This window comes from Geodermatophilus sp. SYSU D00879 (genome assembly GCF_054050375.1).
Window position 1 is genome coordinate 1 of sequence record NZ_JBJGZF010000019.1, and the last position, 13,220, is coordinate 13,220.

12 protein-coding genes are annotated in these 13,220 nt (G+C 76.0%); 4 read left to right on the forward strand and 8 right to left on the reverse strand.

The genetic code is table 11. The annotated features are described in order from the left end of the window. Positions 1 to 242 precede the first annotated feature (242 nt). From ACI79B_RS19700 to ACI79B_RS19725, 6 genes are all read right to left on the reverse strand, one after another. The gene (locus tag ACI79B_RS19700; RefSeq protein ID WP_456929540.1) at positions 243 to 1,655 is read right to left on the reverse strand and encodes an acyl-CoA carboxylase subunit beta; all 1,413 of its coding nucleotides are present in this window, start codon (positions 1,653 to 1,655) and stop codon (positions 243 to 245) included. Positions 1,656 to 1,713: 58 nt separating this feature from the next. Continuing rightward, the gene (locus ACI79B_RS19705) at positions 1,714 to 2,952 is read right to left on the reverse strand and encodes a beta-ketoacyl-[acyl-carrier-protein] synthase family protein (protein WP_456929541.1); all 1,239 of its coding nucleotides are present in this window, start codon (positions 2,950 to 2,952) and stop codon (positions 1,714 to 1,716) included. A gap of 50 nt (positions 2,953 to 3,002) precedes the next feature. Beyond that, positions 3,003 to 3,242 carry an acyl carrier protein gene (locus ACI79B_RS19710; RefSeq protein WP_387984847.1) on the reverse strand — a complete coding sequence of 80 codons (240 nt, stop codon included), beginning with the start codon at positions 3,240 to 3,242 and terminating at the stop codon, positions 3,003 to 3,005. A 77-nt stretch (positions 3,243 to 3,319) separates the two neighbouring features. After that, a complete protein-coding gene (locus ACI79B_RS19715) occupies positions 3,320 to 4,285 on the reverse strand; it encodes a beta-ketoacyl-ACP synthase III (RefSeq protein ID WP_456929542.1) in 966 nt (321 codons plus the stop codon). After that, positions 4,282 to 5,484 carry an acyltransferase domain-containing protein gene (locus ACI79B_RS19720; RefSeq protein ID WP_456929543.1) on the reverse strand — a complete coding sequence of 401 codons (1,203 nt, stop codon included), beginning with the start codon at positions 5,482 to 5,484 and terminating at the stop codon, positions 4,282 to 4,284. Before ACI79B_RS19720 ends, ACI79B_RS19715 begins: the two co-directional genes overlap by 4 nt. A gap of 256 nt (positions 5,485 to 5,740) precedes the next feature. Continuing rightward, positions 5,741 to 6,919: a PucR family transcriptional regulator gene (locus ACI79B_RS19725; protein WP_456929544.1), complete on the reverse strand. Its 1,179-nt coding sequence runs from the start codon at positions 6,917 to 6,919 to the stop codon at positions 5,741 to 5,743. A gap of 44 nt (positions 6,920 to 6,963) precedes the next feature. Here ACI79B_RS19725 and ACI79B_RS19730 point away from each other — a divergent pair, with 44 nt between their 5' ends. Continuing rightward, positions 6,964 to 7,653: a phosphatase PAP2 family protein gene (locus tag ACI79B_RS19730; RefSeq protein WP_456929545.1), complete on the forward strand. Its 690-nt coding sequence runs from the start codon at positions 6,964 to 6,966 to the stop codon at positions 7,651 to 7,653. Next, positions 7,650 to 8,135, forward strand: a complete 486-nt coding sequence (locus tag ACI79B_RS19735) for a pirin family protein (protein ID WP_456929546.1) — start codon at positions 7,650 to 7,652, stop codon at positions 8,133 to 8,135. Before ACI79B_RS19730 ends, ACI79B_RS19735 begins: the two co-directional genes overlap by 4 nt. Before the next feature lie 48 nt (positions 8,136 to 8,183). Here ACI79B_RS19735 and ACI79B_RS19740 read toward each other — a convergent pair whose 3' ends face one another. Then, on the reverse strand, positions 8,184 to 9,473 hold the full coding sequence (locus ACI79B_RS19740) for a right-handed parallel beta-helix repeat-containing protein (protein ID WP_456929547.1): 1,290 nt from the start codon (positions 9,471 to 9,473) through the stop codon (positions 8,184 to 8,186). Between the two features lie 153 nt (positions 9,474 to 9,626). Then, positions 9,627 to 10,652, reverse strand: a complete 1,026-nt coding sequence (locus ACI79B_RS19745) for a LacI family DNA-binding transcriptional regulator (RefSeq protein WP_456929548.1) — start codon at positions 10,650 to 10,652, stop codon at positions 9,627 to 9,629. A gap of 184 nt (positions 10,653 to 10,836) precedes the next feature. Between ACI79B_RS19745 and ACI79B_RS19750 the strand changes: the two genes are divergently transcribed. Then, a complete protein-coding gene (locus ACI79B_RS19750; protein ID WP_456929549.1) occupies positions 10,837 to 12,132 on the forward strand; it encodes an extracellular solute-binding protein in 1,296 nt (431 codons plus the stop codon). A 100-nt stretch (positions 12,133 to 12,232) separates the two neighbouring features. Continuing rightward, positions 12,233 to 13,219, forward strand: a complete 987-nt coding sequence (locus ACI79B_RS19755; RefSeq protein WP_456929550.1) for a carbohydrate ABC transporter permease — start codon at positions 12,233 to 12,235, stop codon at positions 13,217 to 13,219. The last annotated feature ends 1 nt before the right edge of the window (position 13,220 follow it).

A 13,220-nucleotide genomic window follows, 5' to 3' on the forward strand; every position in this document is an offset into this window, starting at 1 on the left:
CCGCGACGTCACGCCGGAGCCCGAGGCCCTGGCCCTGATCCCGGACGCCACCGCGCACCGCCTGCAGGCGCTGCCGATCGGCTTCTCGGGGGACTCGGTGGTGGTCGCGGTCGCGGGGGGGGGCGGGGCGCCCCCCCCCCCCCGCCCCCCCCGCCCCCCCCCCCCCCCCCCCCCCCGCCCCCCCCCCCCCCCCCCCCCCCCCCGCGCCCCCCCCCGCCCCCCCCCCCTCGTGCGTGCCGGTCCTAGAGCGGGATGTTGCCGTGCGCCCCGCGGCCGGCCGGGGCGGCGGCGAGGGCCTCCACCAGGCGGCGGCGGGTGCGGGAGGGCTCCACCACCTCGTCGACGACGCCGATCTCCAGCGCCCGGTTCACCCCGCCGGCGATCCGCTCGTGCTCGGCGGCCAGCCGCGCGTGCAGCGCTTCCCGCTCGGTCGGCGGCACCGCGGCCAGCTTCTTGCGGTGCAGGATGCCGACGGCGGCCTTGGCGCCCATGACCGCCACCTCGGCGCCGGGCCAGGCGAACACGGCGGTGGCGCCGAGCGAGCGGGAGTTCATCGCGATGTAGGCGCCGCCGTAGGACTTGCGGGTCACCAGGGTCACCCGCGGCACGACCGCCTCGGCGAAGGCGTGCAGCAGCTTCGCGCCGCGCCGCACCACGCCGTCCCACTCCTGGCCCACGCCGGGCAGGTAGCCGGGGACGTCGACCAGCACCACCAGCGGCACGCCGAAGGCGTCGCACATCCGCACGAAGCGGGCGGCCTTCTCCGCCGACGCGGAGTCCAGGCAGCCGCCCAGGCGCAGCGGGTTGTTGGCGATCACGCCGACCGTCCGCCCGCCCAGCCGGCCGAGCGTGGTGACGATGTTCGGCGCCCAGCGCGGGTGCAGTTCCAGCCCCGGCCCGTCGAGCACGGCGGCCACGAGCGGCTTGACGTCGTAGGCCCGCTGCGGCTGCTCGGGCAGCAGGGAGCGCAGGTCGACGTCGGGGGCGTCCGCCGCCGGGGCGAAGGAGCCCTGCGCGGCGAACAGGTCCACCGCCTGCCGGGCGGTCTCCAGCGCCGCCGCCTCGGACTCGGTGACCACGTGCACGACGCCGCTGCGCCGGCCGTGGGTGTCCGGGCCGCCGAGGCGTTCCATGTCGACGTCCTCGCCGGTGACCGAGCGGACGACGTCGGGACCGGTGACGAACACCCGCCCGGCCGGCCCCATGATCACCAGATCGGTGAGCGCCGGCCCGTACGCGGCGCCGCCGGCGGCCGGGCCGAGCACGACCGAGACCTGCGGCACCCGGCCCGAGGCGCGCACCATCGCGGCGAACACCTCGCCGACGGCGTGCAGCGCGGTCACGCCCTCGGCCAGGCGGGCGCCGCCGGAGTGCCAGATGCCGACCACCGGCACGCGCTCGCGCAGCGCGGTGTCGATGGCGTCGACGATGTGCCGGCAGCCGTCGATCCCCATCGCGCCGCCCATCACCGTGGCGTCGGTGCAGAAGGCGACGGCGGGGCTGCCGGCCACCGTCCCGCGCGCGGCCATGACGCCCGAGGTGTCGCGGGGGGCGAGCAGGGCCACCGACCCGGCGTCGAAGAAGCGGGCGAGGCGGTCCTCGGGGTCGCGCGGGTCGGGGCTGGGCAGCGTCGGGACGGCGTGGACGGTGGTCACCGGACCTCCAGGGGCGGGCCTTGTGTGCGGGGCCGGCCCGGGGGCCGGGCGGGGCGGGTTACGCGGTCGTGAAGACCAGCGCGATGTTGTGGCCGCCGAAGCCGAACGAGTCGTTGACCGCGGCGGTGAGGGACGCCTGGCGCGGCTCGCGGCGGACGATGTCGAGGGCCTGCACGGCGGCGTCGTCGTCGGGGTCGTCGAGGTTCGCCGTCGCGGGGACGACCTGCTCGCGCAGCGCGAGGACGGTGAACACCGACTCCAGGGCGCCGGCGGCGCCGAGCAGGTGGCCGGTCTGGCTCTTGGTCGCGGCGACCAGGGCGTGGTCGCCGACGGCGCTGCGGATCGCGGCGGCCTCGGCGGTGTCACCGACCGGCGTCGAGGTGGCGTGCGCGTTGACGTGGCCGACGTCGGCGGGGTCGATGCCGGCGTCGCGCAGCGCGGCGCCGATCGCGCGGGCGGCGCCCTCGCCCTCCGGGTGCGGGGCGACCAGGTCGTAGCCGTCGGCGGTGGCGCCGGCGCCGGCCAGCCGGGCGTGCACCCGGGCGCCGCGGGCCTTCGCCGAGCCCGCGCGCTCGAGGACCAGCGCGGCCGCGCCCTCGCCGAGCACGAACCCGTCGCGGCCCTTGTCGAACGGCCGTGAGGCGCGCTCGGGCTCGTCGTTGCGGGTGCTCATCGCCCGCATCGCGGCGAACCCGGCCATCGGCAGCGGGTGGACGACGGCCTCGGCGCCGCCGACCAGGACGACGTCGGCGCGGTCGAAGCGCAGCAGGTCCAGGCCCCAGCGGATCGCCTCGGCGCCGGAGGCGCAGGCGCTGACCGGGGCGTGCACGCCGCCTCGGGCGCCGATGGCCAGCCCGACGGCCGCGGCCGGGCCGTTGGGCATGAGCATCGGGATGGTGAAGGGGGAGACCCGCTTGGGGCCCTTCTCCTCCAGGACGTCGTCCTGGCCGAGCAGGGTCAGCGCCCCGCCGATGCCCGTGCCGAAGACGACCGCGATGCGCTCGGGTGCCACCCCGGCGTCGGCGGCGCCGGACTCGGCCCAGGCCTGCTCGGCGGCGATGACGGCGACCTGCTGGCTGCGGTCGAGCCGGCGCGCGCGGACCCGGTCGAGCTGCTGGACGGGGTCGGTGGCCAGGGTCGCGGCGAGCTGGGCGGGGAACTCCTTCACCCAGTCGTCGTCGAGGCGGCGGACCCCCGACCGTCCGGCCAGCAGCGCGTCCCAGGTGCTGGCGACGTCGCCACCGAGCGGCGTGGTGGCTCCGAGGCCGGTGACGACGACGTCGTCGTGCGTGCTCATGACGGGTCCTCTCCTGGGGGCGTGCGGGCGCGGGCGGCCGGGGACCCGGCTCAGCCCTGGTTCTTCTGGATGTAGCTGATGGCGTCGCCGACGGTCTTGATGTTGCCGAGCTCGTCGTCGGGGATGGCCACGCCGAACTTGTCCTCGACGGCGGTGGCGATCTCGACCATCGACAGGGAGTCGACGTCGAGGTCCTCGGTGAACGACTTCTCCGGGGTGGCGTCGGCGGGGGCGACCCCGGCGACCTCCTCCAGGATCTCGGCCAGACCTGCCTGGATGTCCTCGCTCACGCGGGGGTCCTCTCTCTCGGTGGGGGCGGGCGCTGCCCGCCGTCGGGCCCGGACGTCCCGGGTGTCTGGGGTGCCGCTCAGGGCAGGACGAGCACCTGGCCGGCGAAGGTGAGACCGGCGCCGTACCCGAGGACGAGCGCGAGGTCACCGCTCCTGGCCTCGCCGGACTCCATCAGCGCGGTGAGGGCCAGCGGGATCGACGCCGCGGAGGTGTTGCCGGCCTGGACGATGTCCCGGGCGACCACGGTCTCCTTGCCGAACCCGAGCCGCCGGGTCATCGACTCGACGATGCGCAGGTTGGCCTGGTGCGGGGCGAACACGTCGATGTCCTCGGGCCCGACGCCGGCGGACTCCATCGCCTGGATGAGGGTGTCGGTGAGCCGGGTGGTGGCCCAGCGGTAGACCGCCTGGCCCGCCATGGAGATGCCCCGGGAACCCGCGACGATCTCGATCGCGGAGAACTGGTCGCCGTCGCTGCCCCACGCCACCGGGCCGATGCCCGGCTCGTCGGAGGCGCCGACCACGGCCGCGCCGGCGCCGTCGGCGAAGATCACCGCGGTGGAGCGGTCGGTCTGGTCGACGACGTCGGTGAGCCGCTCGACGCCGACCACCAGCGCGTTGCGCGCCGAGCCCGCGCGGATGGCCGCGGAGGCCATCTCGAGCGAGTAGCAGAAGCCGGCGCAGCCGGCGTTGAGGTCGAACGCGCCGGGGCGGGGGATGCCCAAGCGGTGGGCGACCTGCGGGCCGATGCCGGGGATCGGCTCCTTGAGGCTGGCGCTGGCGAGGATCACCAGGTCGACCTCGTCGGGCGCCAGGCCGCTGGCGGCCAGCGCCTTGCCGCCGGCGGCGACGGCCATCTCCTGCAGGGTCTCGTCCTCCGAGGCCCAGCGGCGCTCGGCGATGCCGACGCGGGTCTGGATCCACTCGTCGTTGGTGTCCATCACCTGGGCGAGCTCGTCGTTGGTGACGCGTCGGCGGGGCCGGTAGCCGCCGAGGCCCAGGATGCGCGCCCCGGGGGCGCCCTTCGGCAGTCGGATGCTCACGCGGGGACCTCCGGGTAGAGACGGGCGAGCGGGTCGCCGGCGTCGACGAGGTCGCCGTCCTGGACGAGCCACTCGGCGAGGACGCCGTCGTACCCGGCCGAGACCTTGACCTCCTCGCGGCGGCTGCGCACGCAGCCGAGCGGGGTGCCGGCGGGCAGGTGGGTGCCCTCGGGGACGTCGGCGGGGCTGACCGTGCCACGGACGGGGGAGACGACGACGCGCCAGTCGGGCTGGTGCTCGGCCTCGGGCCGGCCGCGGGCGGCGTCGACGATCGCGCGGGCGCGGTCGAGGTCGCCGGGGCCGGCCAGCGCGAGCACCTCGACGTCGGCGCCCTTCCACTCGCGCTTGGCCAGGCCCGCCAGCGCGCCCGCCGGCGGCAGCTCGATGGCCGCGGTGACGCCGAGCTCGCGCAGGGTGGCCAGGCACGCGTCGAAGCGCACCGGGCTGGTGACCTGGCTGACCAGGCGGGACAGCGCCTCGGCGCCGGAGTCCACGGCGGCGCCGTCGGCGTTGGACAGCAGCAGCCGGCTCGGGTCGGCCGGGCGCAGGCCGCCGACCAGGCCCTCGAGCTCCTCGCGGGCCGGGCCCATGTAGGAGGTGTGGAACGCGCCGGCCACCGACAGCGGCATGACCCGCGCCTTCGCCGGCGGCTCGGCCTTGAGCGCGGCCAGCCCGTCGAGCGGACCGGCGACGACGACCTGGCCGCCGCCGTTGAGGTTGGCCGCCACCAGCCCGTGCCGCTCGAGCGCCTTCTCCAGCTCGTCGGGGTCGGCGCCCAGGACCGCGGACATGCCGGTCGGGGTGAGCCCGCAGGCGCGGGCCATCGCGCGGCCGCGGACCGCGGTCAGCGCGATCGCCGCCTCGATCGACAGCACGCCGGCCAGCGCGGCCGCGGTGAGCTCGCCGACGCTGTGCCCGGCGATGACGACGTCGCGGCCGGTCTGCGGCGAGTGCGCGACCGGGCCGGGCAGGCCGCCGAGCTCGCGGGCGACGAACAGGCTCATCGCGACGACGAGCGGCTGGGTGACCGCGGTGTCGCGGATGGCCTCGGCGTCGCCGGTGGTGCCGAGGGTCAGCAGGTCGGCGTCGGCGATCGCCCCGGCCCAGCGGAAGAAGGACTCGGCGCCGGGGAGCTCCAACCAGGGGGTGAGCATCCCGGGCTTCTGCGCACCCTGCCCGGGTGCGAGGACGGCCAGCACCTCTTCACCGTCTCATTGGTCACGGTCTCCCGCGCGCTCGGCCGGCACGAAAGGTCACCGCTGCTGTTTGGAGGATTCCCACAACGGCTGAGCCTGGACGGGCCGTCGCGACGCCGATCCGTGGTGGACAACACTGCAGGACCCCCTTGTGGCCGGGGAGCCGTCAGTGCCGTCTCCGCGGAGGTGCACCGGGAGCGGCCCCCTCGCAGGGGCCCGCTGCGAGCCCGCGAGCGGTGGGGGGCGAGGGGGTCCTCCCTCAGTGCCAGAGGGAGCGCTCGCCGCCCAGGTCGGCCAGCGCGAGCGCGACCTGCAGCGTCCAGGCGCCGCGCGGGTCGGTGGCCACCTGCCCGGTCACCTCGGCGGCCCGCTTGAGCCGGTACCGGACGGTGTTCGGGTGCACGAACAGCGCCCGCGCGGTGGCCTCCAGGTTGCCGCCGCCGGCCAGCACCGCGCGCACCGTCTCCAGCAGGTCGCCGCCGGCGGTGCGCAGCGGCAGCACCACCCGCTCGGTGAGCGCCGCGCGGGCCAGCGGGTCGCCGTCGAGGGCCCGCTCGGGCAGCAGCGCGTCGGCGGGCACCGGCCGGGGCGCCCCGGGCCAGGCCCGCGCGGCCCGGAGGCCGGCCAGCGCCGCCGCGGCCGACCCGCCGGCCGCGCTGAGCCGGTCGACGACCGGGCCGAGCACCACCGGGCCCGGCCCGAACTCCTCGGCGACCCGCTCGGCCGCCAGGTGCAGGTCCTCGGTGCCGCCCAGCACCACCACCAGCTGCTCGGCGTGCACGCCGACGAGCACCTCGCAGCGGTGCGAGCGGGCGGCGCGGCGGACGTCGGCGTGCGTGTCGCCCTCGGCGGGGGCGACCCCGACCAGCACGGCCACCGGGCCGGTGCCGTCCCAGCCGAGCGCGGAGGCGCGGCCGGGCAGCTCGTCGGAGCGCTCGCCGCGGACCAGCGCGTCGACGACCAGCGCCTCCAGCCGCGCGTCCCAGGCGCCGCGGTTCTCGGCGAAGCTCGCGTAGACGTGCGCGGTGGCGAAGGCGACCTCGCGGCTGAACAGCAGCACGGCCATGCGCAGCGCGTCGGCGTCCCCGGGCTCGGCCACCGACTCGACGTGGTCGTCCATCACCTGGACGGTGAGCTCCACCAGGTCGACGGTCTGCTTGAGCGGCACGGCGCGGACCAGGTCGCGCGGCGCGGCGCCGAACACCTCGCCGGTGAGCCGGGGCGGCCGGTCGGGGGAGCGGCACCACTCGACCAGCGAGGCGATGCCGGCCTGCGCGACGAGCATGACCCACGAGCGCTGGTCGGCCGGCATGGTGCGGAACCAGGGCAGGTCCTCGTCCATGCGGGCGACGGCGCGGGTGGCGATGGCCCCGGAGGCGCGCTCCAGCCGCCGCAGCGTCGCCGCCGTCGGCGGGCGGTCGATCACCCGGTGGGCCACGCGGCCAGCGTGTCACGGTCCGTCGCGTCGGGGAGAGTGGGGGAGTGACCGCCCCGACCACCGCGCCCGCCTGGCCCCGCCGCCGGGTGCTCCGCACGATCGGGACCGGCCTCGCCGTCCTCGCCGTGCTCGGGACCGGGGTGGCGGCCCGCTTCGGCCCGCAGGTGCGCCTCGACGACGCGGTGAGCCGCGGGCTGTACGCCGGGGACGACCGCTCGGCGCCGGTGAGCGCGCTGCTGGAGACCCTCACCACCCCGGGCGTCACCTGGTTCCGCGTGCTGGTGTTCCTGCCGGTGCTGGTCTGGCTGGTCCGCCGCCGCGCGTGGCGCACCGTGCTGTGGGTCGTCGTCGCGGTCACCGCGGTCGGGCCGCTCACCACCGGCCTCAAGGAGCTGGTCGGGCGCGCCCGCCCCGCGTTCGAGAACGGCGGCCTGGTGTACGAGGGGCTGAGCTACCCGAGCGGGCACTCCTCGGGCATCGCCACGCTGGTCACCGTCGCGCTGGTGCTGGCCTGGCCGCGGCTGACCGCGCCCGGCCGCCGTGCCGCCGTCGCCGCGGGGGTCGCGCTCGCGGTGCTGGTCGGGCTGACCCGCGTGTGGCTGGGCGTCCACTACCCGTCCGACGTCGTCGGCGGGCTGTGCCTGGGGACGGCGTGGTCGCTGCTGGTCGCCCTGGTCGCCGGCGGGCTGCCCGGCGGTCCGGCGGCGCTGCCCGGGCGGGACGCGGCGCGGTGACCGGCGTCGAGGGCGCCGTGCTGCTCGAGCCGGGCGACGGCTCGCTCGGCCCGCTGCTGCGGGTCACCGACGACCGGCTGCCGCCCGGCGCCGGCTACGGCGTGCACGCGCACCGCGCCGTCGACGTCGTCGCGGTGGTGCTGGCCGGCTCGCTCACGCACCGGTGGGGCGGGGACGCCCCGCTGGCCGCCGGCGACGTCGGGGTGCTGCGCGCGGGCACCGGGCTGGACCACGACGAGGTCGCCGGCCCCGGCGGCGCCCGGGTGCTGCAGACGTACCTGCGCGCGGCCGACCCGGCCGCGGCCCCGGCGCACGAGGTCGTGCGCGCCTCCGCGGGCTGGGTCGACCTGGGCCGCCCCGACGCCCGGCTGTGGCTGGGGCCCGACGGCGCGGACGTCCCCGACGGCGTCGTGCTGCGCCCCGGCGGCGGGGTCGCCGTCGTGTGGCGGGTCGACCCCGGCCGTCCCGCCTGGGCGAGCTGACCCGGGGACCCTCCCCCGCGGAGGAGGGCCCCCGGCCGCCGGTCTCGGTCAGCAGACGTCCGGCGGGACGCTGGACCCGCAGACGTTGTCCACGAAGTCCACCGCGCCGACGTCGAGGAGGAACGGGATCTGCGGCGAGCTCAGCAGCACGTCGACCGGGGCGTTGCCGGTGAGCCCGTTCTCCTCGACGACGATCCCCTCCGCGGGGCCCGGGTCGATGCCCGCCGCGTTGTTGAACGGCGGCAGCGTCACCAGCACGAGCCCGCCGGCGGGGAACTGCAGCGAGGCGGCGTCGACCGAGGGCGCGTTGCCGTGCACCTCGTTGTTCCGCACCGCCACCGAGTCGGCGTTCACGATCCCGATCCCGGTGCCGGACACCCGCAGCGACGCCTGCACCTCACCCACGCCGGCGAGGCAGAACCGGTCGTTGCCGGACACCTCGTTCCACCGCAGCTGCCAGTCCCCGCCCTCGACCTGGCGGCCGGCCTCGGGGATCTCGGTGGCCGCGTCGTCGAAGACCAGCACGCCGACGCAGTTGCCGGACACGTAGTTGTGCCGGATGGCCCCGCCGCGCGACTCCCGGGCGAAGACGCCGATGTTGTAGCCCTGCACGTCGTTGGCGACGACGTCGGCGTAGGACTCGTCGGAGTCGGTGACCCCGATCCCGGCGGTACCGCTGTTGGGCGCCGCGGGCGTCCCGCGGTCGACGCCCTCCAGGATGTTCCGGGTGATCCGGGTGTGGGTCGAGTCCGCGGCGAGGATGCCGTAGCGCTCGTGCCCGTGCGCCCGGGTCTTGGCGACCCGGAAGCCGTCGGCGCCCCACGCGGCGATGCCGTTGGCCGGGTGGTCGTGGGTGGACAGGTGGCTGACCCGGACCGGGCCGTCGGGGTCGAGGAAGAACAGCCCCGAGACGTCGTCCCGCAGCGTGGCGGGGTCGCTCTCGGGGTCGGCCGCGTTCTGCGCCTCCCAGCACGGGGTGGACTCCACCTCGGGCAGCTGGTCCGGGGTGGTCCACTCCGGCCAGACGATCCGCGTGCCGTCGTCGCCGCGCCCGGCGCCGACGATCGTCAGGCCCTTGCCGTCGACGCAGACGGCCTCCTCCCAGGTGCCCGCCTCGATGCGGATCGTGTCGCCGGACGCGGCCCGGTCGACGGCGGCCTGGATGGACTCGCCCGGGTGCACCACCCAGGTGTCGTCCCCTCCCGACGAGCCGCCGCCGTCGGCTCCCGCCGCGCCGGCCGGGAGGGCGGCGAGGACGAGGACGGCCGATGCGGTGACCGTGAGCCCGCGGGCCGGGCCCGACGGCCGCGGACGCCCCGCTGGTCTGGAGTGCTGCATGTGTCCTCCTGGTCGCGACTCGCGCTCGGGGACCCGGCGCGTGGCACGACCATGGGGACGGAGTGACGGAAGGGTCCGGCGACACGACCGAGACGCCTGTGACCTCATACCTGGGTCGCGGGCCGGTTCCGACCCGGGGAGCGGGGTGCGCCCTCAGGCGGAGGCGCGGTGCACGAGGCGGGTCGGGCAGACCCGCGCCTCCACCCCGGTGTCCCCCTCGACCTGGCGCAGCAGCAGGTCGGTCATGTGCCGGGTCATCTCGCCCAGCGGCTGGGCGACCGTGGTCAGCGGCGGGTCGGTGGTGGCGGCCACCGGGGCGTCGTCGAAGCCGACGACGGCGACGTCGCCGGGCACCGAGCGGCCGGCCTCCCGCAGCGCCCGCAGCGCCCCCGCCGCCATCGGGTCGGAGGCGACGAACACGCCGTCGAGGTCGGGGGCCCGCTCGAGCAGCGCGGCCATCGCGCGGTGGCCGCCGGGCTCGGTGAAGTCGCCCTCGGCGACCAGTGCGGGGTCGAACCCGACGCCCGCGGCGTCCAGCGCGGCGCGGTAGCCGGCGTAGCGGTCCAGGCCCGCGATCATGTCCTGCGGGCCGGCCACGGTGGCCACCCGCCGCCGGCCCGAGGCGAGCAGGTGCTCGGTGGCGGCGCGCGCCCCGCCGGCGTTGTCGGCGTCGACGTAGCAGGCCTCGCGGCCGTCCGGCGGGCGCCCGGAGAGCACCAGCGGCACGCCGGCCCCGGCGAGCACGCCGGGCAGCGTGTCGTCGCGGTGCGGGGAGACGAGGATGACGCCGTCGACGTGCCCCTGGCGCACGTAGCGGCCGACCTTCTCCTGCTCGCGCCCGCCCCGGGCGGCCAGCAGGACGAGGTTCAGCTCGGTGTCGGCCAGCGCCCCGGACAGCTCGCGCACGATCCGGGCGAAGAACGGGTCGCTGAAGACCTGGACGTTGGACTCCGAGAGCACCAGCGCGATCGTGTCGGTGCGCCGGGTGACCAGGCTGCGGGCCGCCGGGTTGGGCACGTAGTGCAGCTGCGCGACGGCCTCCTCGACCGCGCGCCGGGCCTCCGGGCGCACCTTCGGCGAGCCGTTGACCACGCGCGACACCGTCGCGCGGGACACCCCCGCGAGCTGCGCGACCTCGTCGAGGGTGGGCGAGGACCCGCGACCGGCGACCGTCGTCACGTGACCTCCTCCGTCGTCGTGGGGGTCCATGGTGCACGCCCCGGGTTCCCGGCAGTTCGTGAGAGCGCTCTCTTGACACGGGAGTGTGACGCCCACCACTCTGCTCCCACCGCTCGTGAGAGCGCTTTCACGGACGTCACCGCAGTCCGGACGCAGCCGTCCGGGAACCGATCCAGGAGGACCGATGACCGTTCCCCAGAGACGCAGGGCGGCGCTGGGTGCCGCGCTGGTCGCGTCGCTGCTCGCTGCCGGCTGTGGGGGCTCCGGCTCCGACGACGACGGCACCATCACCCTCGACCTGGGCCTGTTCGGGACCTTCGGGTTCCAGGAGGCCGGGCTCTACGACGAGTACATGGAGCTGCACCCGGAGATCCGGATCGAGGAGGAGTCGGTCGAGCGGTCGGCCGACTACTACCGGGCGCTGCAGACCCGGCTCGCGGCGGGCTCCGGCCTCGCCGACATCCAGGGCATCGAGATCGGCTTCGTCGCCGACGTCGTGGAGAACCACGCCGACGCGTTCGTCGACTTCGCCGCGGAGGGCGACGCCGACGAGGTCCTCGGCCACTTCTACGACTGGAAGGTCGAGGAGGCCACCACCTCCGACGGGCGGGTGATCGGCCTGGGCACCGACGCCGGCCCCGAGGCCATGTGCTTCCGCCGCGACCTGTTCGAGCAGGCCGGCCTGCCCACCGACCGCGCCGAGCTCGCCTCGCTGTGGTCGACCTGGGAGGGCTACCTCGAGCTCGGCCGGCGGTACGAGGCCTCGCCGACCAAGCCGGAGGGCAGCTCGTTCGTCGACAGCCCGGCGAGCGTCTTCTCCGCGGCCGTCTACCAGGGCGAGACCGCGTACAACGACGCGGACGGCAACCCGATCCCCGACTCCAGCGACGGCGTCACCGCGGCCTGGCAGAACGCCAGCGTGGCGGCCGCGGAGCAGATGACGGCCAACCTCATCCAGTTCGGCGACGAGTGGAACTCCGCCTTCGCCAACGGCGCGTTCGCCACCATCTCCTGCCCCGCCTGGATGCTCGGCTACATCAGCGGGCAGGCCGGCGAGGAGGCCGCGGGCACCTGGGACGTCGCGCCGCTGCCCGGCGGTGCCGGCAACTGGGGCGGCTCCTGGCTCGGCGTCACCGAGTCCAGCGAGCACAAGGAGGAGGCCGTCGCCCTCGTCGAGTGGCTGACCGCGCCCGAGCAGCAGATCAAGATGTTCACCCGCGAGGCGCACTTCCCCTCCAGCCAGGAGGCGGCGGAGGACCCGCAGGTGTCCGACGCGACCAACGACTACTTCAGCGGCGCGCCGGTCGGGCAGATCTTCGGGGAGTCGGCGGCGGCGTTGCGGTTCACGCCGATCGGTCCCTACGACACCCAGATCCAGGAGGCGTTCACCAACGCCCTGAGCACGGTCGCCGAGGGGACCACCCCCGACGACGCCTTCCAGGCGGCCCTCGACGAGATCGAACAGGTCGTCGGCGGCTGACAGACCCCGGCCGGCGCCGGGGCGAGTCCACCCGCCCCGGCGCCGGCCGGCTCCACCCCCTCGTGGGGACCCTGCTCGTGAACTCCCCGGAAGGCCCGGCATGACCATCGCCAGCGACGACCCCCGGGTCGCGGCGGCCGCCGCACCGGCCCCACCGAGCCCGCACGTCCGCCCCGCGGCCGGCCGGCGCCGGTCCCGGCTCACCCGCAACCGCTGGGGCTACGCCTACGTCGCCCCGTTCTTCGTCCTCTTCGCCGCCTTCAGCCTCTACCCGTTCCTCTACACCGCCTGGATCTCGCTGCACGAGGTGCGGCTGTCCGACATCGACGGCGCCGAGTTCGTCGGCCTGGGGAACTACACGGAGCTGCTGCAGAACGAGTTCTTCTGGAACGCCGCGCGGAACACCCTCACCATCGGCATCCTCTCGACGGTGCCCCAGCTCGCCATGGCCCTGGGCCTGGCGCACCTCCTGAACTACAGACTGCGCGGCCGGACCTCCTTCCGGGTCGCGATGCTCATGCCCTACGCCACCAGCATCGCCGCGGCCACGCTGGTGTTCGCCCAGCTCTTCGGCCACGACCACGGGCTGATCAACGCCGGCCTCGAGGCGGTCGGGTTCGACCGGGTCGACTGGGAGAGCGGGACCTGGACCAGCCAGATCGCCATCTCGGTGATCGTCACCTGGCGCTGGACCGGCTACAACGCGCTGATCTACCTGGCCGCCATGCAGGCCATCCCGGACGACCTGTACGAGGCCGCCACCATCGACGGCGCCAGCCGCTGGAAGCAGTTCCTCCACGTGACCGTCCCGTCGCTGCGGCCGACGATCCTGTTCACGATCGTGGTCTCGACGATCGGCGCGGTGCAGCTGTTCGGCGAGCCGCTGCTGTTCAGCGGCAACGGCATGACCAGCGGCGGGGTCTCCAACCAGTACCAGACCCTCGGCCTGCTGATGTACGACCAGGGCTGGACCAACTTCCGCCTCGGTCAGGCCGCGGCCACCGCCTGGACCATGTTCCTGATCATCCTCGTCGTCGTCGGCCTCTACGGGCTCCTGGCCCGCCGGCGCGCCCGGGCCGAGCGGTAGG